The 10,744-nt window shown below is 39.1% G+C and carries 6 protein-coding genes; all 6 read left to right on the top strand.

What is annotated here, in order from left to right:
- Positions 1-33 precede the first annotated feature (33 nt).
- The gene (putA, locus tag ACSHXM_RS19050) at positions 34-3,840 is read left to right on the top strand and encodes a bifunctional proline dehydrogenase/L-glutamate gamma-semialdehyde dehydrogenase PutA (protein ID WP_435691484.1); all 3,807 of its coding nucleotides are present in this window, start codon (positions 34-36) and stop codon (positions 3,838-3,840) included.
- Positions 3,841-4,314, top strand: coding sequence for an Lrp/AsnC ligand binding domain-containing protein (locus ACSHXM_RS19045; protein WP_435691482.1), 474 nt, complete (start codon positions 3,841-3,843; stop codon positions 4,312-4,314). It begins immediately after the preceding gene.
- 161 nt (positions 4,315-4,475) lie between these two features.
- Complete coding sequence (dapB, locus tag ACSHXM_RS19040) at positions 4,476-5,279, top strand: 4-hydroxy-tetrahydrodipicolinate reductase (protein ID WP_435691480.1); 804 nt, start codon at positions 4,476-4,478, stop codon at positions 5,277-5,279.
- Positions 5,280-5,587: 308 nt separating this feature from the next.
- Positions 5,588-6,733, top strand: a complete 1,146-nt coding sequence (carA, locus tag ACSHXM_RS19035; RefSeq protein ID WP_435691478.1) for a glutamine-hydrolyzing carbamoyl-phosphate synthase small subunit — start codon at positions 5,588-5,590, stop codon at positions 6,731-6,733.
- Positions 6,734-6,807: 74 nt separating this feature from the next.
- Positions 6,808-10,026: a carbamoyl-phosphate synthase large subunit gene (gene carB / locus ACSHXM_RS19030; RefSeq protein WP_435691475.1), complete on the top strand. Its 3,219-nt coding sequence runs from the start codon at positions 6,808-6,810 to the stop codon at positions 10,024-10,026.
- Positions 10,027-10,149: 123 nt separating this feature from the next.
- Complete coding sequence (gene greA / locus ACSHXM_RS19025; protein ID WP_435691473.1) at positions 10,150-10,626, top strand: transcription elongation factor GreA; 477 nt, start codon at positions 10,150-10,152, stop codon at positions 10,624-10,626.
- Positions 10,627-10,744: the final 118 nt, after the last annotated feature.

Raw genomic sequence — 10,744 nt, 5'->3', positions numbered from 1 at the left:
GGTCACACTTGGCTATATATTGAGCGTTCTATTATGAAAAACACAGATTTACTCAATTCAATTCGTTTAACCATTCGTCAGCATAATTTAATGTCAGAAGAGGTGAGTGTTGAAAATTTACTATCTATCAACCCTTTAACTTTAAATCAACAAATTGAGACCCGTTCGTCTGCTCTAAATTTAGTTAAAACATGCCGTGAAAATCCTGACAATCAAGGATTATTTGATGCTTTTTTACAAGAATATAGTTTGTCTAGTGAAGAGGGGGTTGTGTTGATGTGTTTGGCTGAGGCCTTATTACGTGTACCAGATAGTTATACCCTAGACAAATTAATCGAAGAAAAGATTCATTTAGGTAATTGGGCCGAACATTTAGGTCATTCAAATGAGTTTTTAGTTAACGTAGCCAGTGCAGGTTTAGTCTTAACCAGTAAAATATTACAAAAGAAACCTAACGCTGAAGATAATCCGAAAAACTGGTTTGGCAAACTTATCAGTCGTGTGGGTGAGCCAGTGGTGCGCGGGGCTACCTTGCAAGCCATGAAGTATATGGGGCAACAATACGTTTTGGGTCGCAGCATAAAAGAAGCGGCTAAACGGGGGAAAAAAGACAATCTAGCTGGAACGCGATTTTCTTTTGATATGTTGGGTGAGGGCGCTCGCACTTATCAAGATGCTGAAAAGTATTTTGATGCCTATTTACATGCAATTCAATCAATTGGGGCAGCAAATAAACATTCAGACGTAAAACTAGCAGACGGAATATCAGTGAAACTGAGTGCATTACATCCACGTTATGAATTCAGTCATCATCAATTAGTGTTAGATGAATTGATACCAAGTGTCATGAAACTAGCAATTGAAGCTAAAAAGTTAGGAATAGGGCTTACTATTGATGCCGAAGAAGCGGCACGCTTAGATATTGAATTAGATGTTTTTCAAACCTTGGCTTTAGCGCCAGAATTGGCCGATTGGCATGGATTAGGTTTTGTGCTGCAAGCCTATCAAAAAAGAGCGATTTATGTTGTCGATTGGTTAGTAGAACTCGCTGAGTTAAGTCAAAAAAAATTAATGGTTCGACTGGTTAAGGGCGCATACTGGGATGCTGAAATTAAACATGCTCAAGAACAAGGGCTTAAAGATTTCCCTGTGTTTAGTCGCAAAGTTAATACCGATCTCAGTTATCAAGTTTGCGCGGCCAAATTACTGCAAAACAAACTACATATCTACCCTCAATTTGCCACTCACAATGCTTATACCGTGTCATTAATTATGCAAATGGCTAGTGATGATTTACAGTCTTTTGAATTTCAACGATTACATGGCATGGGCGAACTTTTGTATAGTCATCTTATTGGTGAAAATAATCAAAATATTCCTATTAGGGTCTATGCACCTGTGGGTGTGCATAAAGATTTATTGCCTTATTTGGTTCGTCGGTTATTAGAAAATGGTGCAAATGGTTCCTTTGTAAACCAATTTTTAGACGGAAAAGTACCGGTTGAAAACTTAGTTCAAAATGTAGAATCAAATATTAAAATGTTACCGGGAAGGCGTCATTCTAGGATCCCCTTGGCGAAAGAATTATTTACCACGTTTGGAGAATTACGTCATAACTCTAGAGGTATTGATTTAGATGATCCCTTAGGTGTCAGTAAAATACACAATGAACTTAAAGCGTTTAATCAATCTACAAGGGAAGTTGGGGCTATCATCAATGGCCAAATGTCAGTTCATCAGTTAGAGCCTATTGTTTCTCCCGCAGATAATAATCGAATAGTGGGTTATTGCTCTGACGCAAGTGATAACGATATACAAAATGCCTTAAGCTCTGCTGCTAACGCACAGCCCAACTGGCAAGATACTGATGTTAATACCCGAGCCAATATTTTAGAAAAAGCGGCTGATTTATTTGAACAAAATACCGAACAGTTGGTGGCGTTAATTTGTATCGAAGCAGGAAGAGCGATTGCCGATGGTGTGTCAGAGGTTCGAGAGACCGTTGACTTTTGTCGTTATTATGCACTGCAGGCAAGACGAATTATGGGGCAGGGCAACAATGAGAGAGGCTCGGATAGTAGTAATCGTACTGGGATTTGTAATGGTAAAGGCGTGTTTGTTTGTATTAGCCCTTGGAACTTTCCGTTAGCCATATTGGTAGGCCAAGTCGTCGCAGCACTTGTAACGGGGAATAGTGTCATTGCAAAACCCGCTGAACAAACACCTATTATTGCGGGCGAGGCGACCAAAATTTTGCATCAAGCTGGTGTGCCGAGTGAGGTATTGCAGCTCATCACTGGTACAGGTGCTAAGGTTGGCCCTAAGTTACTGTCCAGCTCAGTAGTTGCAGGTGTGGCCTTTACTGGCTCCACAAAAACAGCCAAACGTATACAATTAGACTTGGTTAAACGTGGTACTAAAATGCCACCTCTAATCGCTGAAACAGGCGGTCAAAATGTCATGATTGTAGATTCAACAGCCCTACCAGAACAAGTTGTAGACAGCGTAGTTCAGTCTGCTTTTTTAAGCGCTGGCCAAAGGTGTTCGGCCTTAAGGGTTTTGTATTTACAAGATGATATTGCCGACAATATTATATCCATGTTAATCGGGGCAATTGACACGCTTAAAATCGGTAAACCTTGGCATCTTAATAGTGATGTTGGGCCCGTTATCGATATGAAGGCGCAACAAATATTGAACGAACACCAAAACCGCATGTATGAACAAGGGACTTTATTAGGTCAAGGTCAATTGAGCGATGAGTGTGGAGAGGGCAGTTTTGTGCGTCCTCAAGTGTATGAAATTGAAAACATCAACCAATTAAAAGACGAAGTATTTGGACCTATTTTACACCTGATACGTTATTCAGCTAATGAACTAGACCAAGTCATTCAGGACATAAACGATACGGGATATGGTTTAACCCTAGGTGTCCATAGTCGACTTAAACAATTTTCTGAACATGTATTCAAACATACCAGTGTGGGTAATACTTATATAAACCGTAATACAGTCGGTGCAGTGGTTGGCGTGAATCCTTTTGGTGGACATGGGTTATCGGGTACCGGTTTTAAGGCTGGCGGCCCACATTATTTATTACGTTTTACCAACTTATGGAACAGCCCAGAGGTGGGTAGCTCCTCAGACGTGAATATTAAACGAACAAACATGGTTGCTAAAAACCAGATAAAACAAGTGAAGAGGGTTAGTGTAAATTGGAGTCAAACCCTAGTTAATACTCGCTGTGAAATATTAGTCACCATGTTAAACAAACTTCAAGATCCGAGTTTTACTTCAAAACACAAATTGTTGTGCAATAGCAGAATATTGTGGGCTAAACAGCACCTATCTACTGTAGAAGTATTACCAGGTCCAACTGGCGAAACAAATGAATTAAGTTTACATGCTAAAGGGGTCGTACTAATTTTAGCCAACCAATCATCGATTCTAAATGGTTATACTTTGATTCAATTAATAAGTGCATTAGCGACGGGTAATGGCGTGGTTTTATATACTCAAGAATCAAGTCTTCGTCCTTTTTTAGCTAATTTAGTAAGTGTATGCGCAAGCTTTTTGCCACTGCACCTAGTTAAACAAATTGAGGAAAATGAAGCATTGAGTACTTTATTGCTAGACGATAATACATCACTTGTCGCCTGTCATAATGCAATGAATATCTACCCGGTATTGGCACAACGAGCAGGAGCGATTATTCAAGTGGTCGATCATGTTCAAGACGATTACGCCTTGTTACCTTACTTAGTTGAAAAAACGAAAACAGATAATATAGTCGCAACAGGCGGAAATGCCTTTTTGTTAAACCTTAACGAGTCGTCATAAATGAGAAAGTCTTCCTTAGAGTTAGATCGAATTGATTACAAAATTCTAAATATATTACAGAAAAACTGTAAGATTTCTAACGTTGAACTAGCGGCGCAAGTGGCTCTTAGTCCGACTCCGTGTATAGAAAGAGTAAAACGTTTAGAGCAACACGGATATATTGAACAATACGTTGCACATCTAAATCCGAACCAGTTAAATGCCTCGTTAACCGCTTATGTTCAGGTGTCGTTAGAAAAATCAACCACTAAAGCGATCGAAGAGTTCAACAAGGAGGTAAACGATATGCCTGAGGTGATTGAATGCGCGATGGTCGCAGGTGGTTTCGATTATCTCATTAAAATTAGGATCCCAGACATGAAGGGCTATAGAAAATTTTTGGGCGGCAAGTTAGCAATGTTAAAAGGCATTAGTCAAACACATACCTATGTAGTGATGGAAGAAATCAAATCAACTCATATTATTCCTATTTGATAATGGTGTTGGTGTATCTAATAAAAGCTGACAAATATTAGGAAACGGCCTTGTTATTCCGAGTTAGGGTTAGTTATAACAATACCTGTGCTGCAAGATGAGAATAAATAAGGCACAATTACGCCAATTATTTAGCCTTCTATATAAAGTAAACAAACATCATGACGAATATTGCAATTTTCGGTGCCAATGGCCGAATGGGTCGAGTATTAATTGACGCCGTTGATCAAAGCGCAGATAACCAATTAACTGGAGCTTCAGTGAGAGCTTCTTCTTCTCTTATTGGTGCTGATGTGGGTGAATTGGCTGGAATTGGTAAAAAGGGACTTAATGTTTGTGTCGATTTAAGTGAAAATATTGCTCAAATTGATGTATTCATAGATTTTACTTTACCGGACGCGTTAGCCGACAACTTAGCGCTATGTATTAAACACAATAAACCTATTGTGATAGGTACCACTGGCTTAACGCAAGATCAAAAACAAATATTAGATGATGCGAGTCAACACATTCCCGTGGTGTTTGCTGCGAATTATAGTGTTGGCGTAAACCTAATGTTAAACCTTGTGCGTCAAGCGGCTGCCGTGATGGCAGATACTGCAGATATAGAGATTTTAGAAGCCCACCATAGATTTAAAAAGGATGCGCCTTCTGGTACTGCAGTAGCAATTGGCGAAGCCATCGCATCTGAAATTGGTCGTGATTTATCCACTTGTGCAGTTTACGGTAGAGAAGGTGACACAGGTGAGCGAGATCACAACACGATTGGTTTTGCTACGGTACGAGCCGGCGATGTAGTGGGGGAACATACCGCATTATTTGCAGATATTGGTGAACGATTAGAAATTACCCATAAAGCATCAAGTAGGCTGACATTTGCCAAAGGTGCGGTAAAAGCAGCTAATTGGTTGTTAGGTAAGCCGGCAGGGTTGTATGACATGGAAGATGTTTTAGGTTTTAAGTAAACATAATCATTAAATTCAATTAAAACAAATTGTGTATTTTGGCGCTTATGAGTAAAAATTCTTATAAAGCGTCTGTTTATGCATTTTTTGTAATTGGCAATAGACCTTTTTAATCGTTATATGTATAATATTGCGAATTTGCCAAAATCCAGTGAAATAACTCTTATTTCACCACTTTTTCATAAGCAAATTGACTTAAATTTTATACAAATCAATGGATTGTATGATTTTTCTACGGAGTTTAATTTTATGTATTAAAATTAGCTCCTTAGGTTAAAACTTTTTATTTAACTAACCTGGAGGTTGATTTGGCTAATTCTGCCCTTTTAGTTCTTGAAGATGGTTCTGTCTTTAAAGGTACCGCTATTGGTGCTTCTGGTAAATCTGTTGGTGAAGTTGTGTTTAACACTTCAATGACCGGTTATCAGGAAATTCTTACTGACCCGTCTTACGCTCAGCAGATAGTAACACTAACCTACCCGCATATTGGTAACACTGGTGTGAACCAGGAAGATTGCGAATCCAATAATATTTGGGCCAAAGGTTTAATTATTCGTGATTTACCTCTTATAGTCAGTAATTTTCGTAGTGAAAAAAGCCTGTCAGAATATTTGCAAGAAAACAATATTTTAGGTATTGCAGACATCGATACTCGTCGTTTAACTCGTATATTACGAGATAAAGGCGCACAAAACGGGTGTATCATATCTACCTCGTCTTTAGATGATGTGGAACTCAATGAGGCCGATGCTCTAAAAGCTGCTCAAGAATTCTCAGGCCTTAAGGGATTAGACCTAGCACAAGATGTGACATGTGAAAAAACATATGATTGGGCTGGTGGAAGTTGGGAGTTAGGCAGCGGGTATAGCTCTGCTAATGCAGACATGCCATTCCATGTGGTTGCGTACGATTTTGGCGCAAAACACAACATATTACGTATGTTAGTTGATCGCGGTTGTCGCCTTACAGTTGTGCCAGCTAAGACTAGCGCCGATGAAGTTTTGGCTCTTAAGCCTGATGGTGTGTTTCTATCTAATGGCCCTGGTGATCCTGAACCTTGTGATTATGCAATTGCTGCTATTAAACAAATTTTAGATACTGATATTCCTATCTTTGGTATTTGTCTTGGTCATCAGTTATTAGCGTTAGCTAGTGGTGCTAAAACAGTTAAGATGAAGTTTGGCCATCATGGTGCCAACCATCCAGTTAAAGACATTAAAGGTAATCGAGTCATGATTACTAGCCAAAATCACGGTTTTGCAGTTGATGAAAGTACCTTGCCAGCTAACCTTGAAGTAACACATATTTCGTTATTTGATAAATCGCTGCAAGGAATACATCGCACAGATAAACCCGCGTTTAGTTTTCAGGGACACCCTGAAGCAAGCCCTGGCCCACATGATGCAGCGCCACTATTTGATCATTTTATTGAATTAATTAAAGCGGCTAAATAGCAATTAATGTGCTTGAAGTTTTCTGATGAATAGAAAGCTATTAGATATTTAAAGAGTTTAGAGTAAAGAATACTATGCCAAAACGTACCGACATAAAAAGCATCTTGATATTAGGCGCAGGCCCAATTGTTATTGGTCAAGCATGTGAATTCGATTATTCAGGCGCACAAGCCTGTAAAGCGTTAAGAGAAGAAGGTTATCGAGTTATATTAGTTAACTCTAACCCAGCGACAATCATGACCGATCCAGAAATGGCCGATGCAACTTATATCGAACCCATTCATTGGGAAGTTGTTAAGAAAATCATTGAGAAAGAAAAGCCAGACGCTGTACTTCCTACTATGGGTGGTCAGACTGCATTAAATTGTGCCTTAGATCTAGAAAAGCACGGTGTGTTAAAAGAATTTAATGTTGAAATGATTGGCGCAACGGCTGATGCAATTGACAAAGCGGAAGATCGAGAACGTTTTGACAAAGCTATGAAGTCTATCGGTCTTGAGTGTCCTAACGCTGAAATCGCTCACACGATGGAAGAAGCTTTTGACGTCAGTTCTCGTATAGGATTTCCTTGTATTATCCGTCCTTCATTTACTATGGGTGGTTCTGGTGGTGGTATTGCTTATAACAAACAAGAGTTTGAAGAGATATGCCGTAGGGGTCTAGATTTATCGCCAACCAGCGAATTATTGATTGATGAATCACTTATTGGTTGGAAAGAATATGAAATGGAAGTGGTCAGAGATAAAGCAGACAATTGTATTATCGTCTGTACGATTGAAAACTTTGATCCAATGGGTGTACATACTGGCGACTCGATAACGGTAGCGCCAGCACAAACCCTTACCGATAAAGAATTCCAAATCATGCGTAATGCTGCAATCGCTGTTTTACGTGAGATAGGCGTTGAAACAGGTGGTTCAAACGTACAATTTGGTGTAGATCCTAAAACGGGTCGTTTAGTTATTATCGAGATGAACCCAAGAGTATCTCGTTCATCAGCATTGGCTTCAAAAGCAACGGGTTTTCCAATTGCAAAAGTAGCGGCTAAATTAGCTGTGGGTTACACCTTAGATGAATTGGCGAATGATATAACGGGTGGACTAACACCAGCTTCATTCGAACCGACAATTGATTATGTCGTGACTAAAATTCCACGTTTTAACTTTGAAAAATTTGCCGGTGCTAATGACCGTTTAACGACTCAAATGAAGTCTGTTGGTGAAGTGATGGCTATTGGTCGTAATCAACAAGAATCATTACAAAAAGCCTTGCGCGGTCTTGAAGTGGGCGTAAACGGTCTGGATTCGATAATTGATATCAATGATCCAGAAGCGAAGAATACTATTATCCGTGAGTTACGTGAGCCAGGCGCAGAGCGTATTTGGTACATAGCCGATGCTATGCGTATGGGTATGTCAGTAGAAGAAATATTTAACTTAACCAATATTGATCGTTGGTACTTGGTACAAATTGAAGAATTAATCATTCTTGAGAATAAACTTTCAGAGTCAGGTTTATCTTCGATTGATCAAAACTTAATGAATACGCTTAAACGTAAAGGTTTTGCTGATTCACGAATTGCCGAATTGACGGGTGTCGATGAAGCTGATGTACGTGAAAAACGTCGCGGTTTTGATATCCACCCTGTTTATAAAAGAGTTGATACTTGTGCTGCTGAGTTCTCTTCTGATACAGCTTACATGTATTCTACTTACGATGAAGAATGTGAAGCTAATCCAAGTGATAAAGATAAAATCATGATACTTGGTGGTGGTCCAAATCGTATCGGCCAAGGTATTGAATTTGATTATTGTTGTGTTCATGCCGCATTAGCCATGCGTGAAGATGGCTACGAAACCATCATGGTTAACTGTAACCCTGAAACGGTTTCTACCGATTATGACACGTCAGATCGTTTGTACTTTGAATCTGTTACATTAGAAGATGTATTAGAGATTGTCCGCATCGAACAACCTAAAGGTGTCATTGTTCAATACGGTGGTCAAACTCCTCTTAAACTAGCCCGTGCTCTAGAGGCGGCTGGTGTTCCAATTATTGGTACATCTCCGGATGCAATCGATAAAGCAGAAGATCGTGAACGTTTCCAAAAAATGGTGAATAAGCTAAACCTTAAACAACCAGCTAATGCGACCGTTAGTAATATGGAACAAGCACTTGAAGCTGCGGGTGAAATTGGTTTCCCACTTGTTGTTCGTCCTTCTTACGTTCTAGGTGGCCGAGCAATGGAAATCGTTTATGATTTAAAAGATCTTAAACGTTATTTAACTAACGCAGTTAAAGTATCAAACGATTCTCCAGTATTGCTTGATAGATTCTTAGATGACGCGATTGAAGTGGATGTTGACGCTATTTGTGACGGCAAAGAGGTCGTAATTGGCGGCATTATGGAACATATCGAACAAGCGGGTGTACACTCGGGTGATTCGGCTTGTTCATTACCTCCATACTCTTTAAGTAGTGATATTCAAGATGTGATGCGCCAACAAGTTAAAGCGATGGCTTTAGAGTTAGGTGTTGTCGGACTGATGAATACCCAATTTGCTGTTAAAGACAACGAAGTGTATTTAATTGAAGTAAACCCTAGAGCTGCGCGTACTGTTCCATTTGTATCAAAAGCGACAGGTATTCCTGTTGCTAAAATTGGCGCGAGAGCCATGGCGGGCCAATCTTTAGCTTCACAAGGCGTGACTAAAGAAATCATTCCACCGTTTTATTCAGTCAAAGAAGTGGTGTTGCCGTTTGCTAAATTCCAAGGTGTAGATCCTTTACTAGGCCCAGAAATGCGCTCTACTGGTGAAGTAATGGGCGTGGGTGATAGTTTTGAAGAGGCTTATGCCAAAGCTAACTTAGGCGCTAGCCAAGAAATTCCAGTGGGTGGTAAAGCCTTATTATCCGTACGTTTGAATGATAAAAATCGTGTCATCGAATTAGGTCAAGCTATGGTTGCTAAAGGTTTCTCATTGGAAGCGACAAGTGGCACAGCCAGCGTATTAAACAATGCGGGTGTACCTTGCAGTGTGGTTAATAAACTAAGTGAAGGTCGTCCAAATATTGTTGATGCCATTAAAAATGGTGAATATAACTATATTGTGAATACTACTGAAGGACGTCAAGCTATTGATGACTCTGTTTATATTCGTAAAGAAGCATTGTTAAATAAAGTTGCTTATACCACGACTATGAATTCAGCATTTGCCACAGTTAATGCTAATGAAGCAGATGACCGAGCTAGAGTGACGTCTGTGCAAGATTTACATAAACGTATTCACTAAGTTATTGGGTTAAATTGTAATTAACAATATAATCGTCCGTTGAAAAATCTTATTTAGCACTTATCTACTTTATGAGTAATGAGTGTTAAATAAGCAAAAACAAAAATAAGAGAGTGTTGATAGATGACTCAATATCCTATGACAGCTAAAGGAGCAGAAATGCTTCGAGAAGAGCTGAATCACTTAAAATCAGTCAAAAGACCAGAAATTGTTAAAGCAATTGCAGAAGCAAGAGAGCATGGTGATCTAAAAGAAAATGCTGAATACCATGCCGCTCGTGAACAACAAAGTTTCTGTGAAGGCCGTGTTCAAGACATCGAAGGTAAGTTGTCTAACGTACAAATAATCGATGTGACAAAAATGACTAACAATGGAAAGGTTATTTTTGGAACAACAGTAACGATTTTGAATTTAGATACTGACGAAGAAACGACTTATCGTATAGTGGGTCAAGATGAAGCTGACATTAAAAGTAACTTAATATCAGTAGGGTCGCCCATTGCACGTGGGTTGATTGGTAAATCCTTAGATGACGTAGTTAATATTCAAACGCCTAAAGGTGTGATTGAATATGAGATATCAGCAGTTGAATATATTTAAATAAATTTATAATTTTGTATTTATTAATAATAAAAAAGAGGCTTACGCCTCTTTTTTTTGTTTTTTAAAAGGGTGTAATGATGGGAAGATAGTTAATATCGTGAGGTTCTGTATTTGT

The organism is Paraglaciecola sp. (genome assembly GCF_051252315.1).
Lineage (GTDB): Bacteria > Pseudomonadota > Gammaproteobacteria > Enterobacterales > Alteromonadaceae > Paraglaciecola.
The sequence above is the reverse complement of the archived record's forward strand: the minus strand, read 5'-3'. Positions and strand labels throughout refer to the sequence as shown.

Bases quoted from the DNA above. Each gene is read 5' to 3' on its own strand.
- carB (WP_435691475.1), top strand. From the start codon at position 6,808: ATGCCAAAACGTACCGACATAAAAAGCATCTTGATATTAGGCGCAGGC.
- ACSHXM_RS19045 (WP_435691482.1), top strand. From the start codon at position 3,841: ATGAGAAAGTCTTCCTTAGAGTTAGATCGAATTGATTACAAAATTCTA.
- dapB (WP_435691480.1), top strand. From the start codon at position 4,476: ATGACGAATATTGCAATTTTCGGTGCCAATGGCCGAATGGGTCGAGTA.
- putA (WP_435691484.1), top strand. From the start codon at position 34: ATGAAAAACACAGATTTACTCAATTCAATTCGTTTAACCATTCGTCAG.
- greA (WP_435691473.1), top strand. From the start codon at position 10,150: ATGACTCAATATCCTATGACAGCTAAAGGAGCAGAAATGCTTCGAGAA.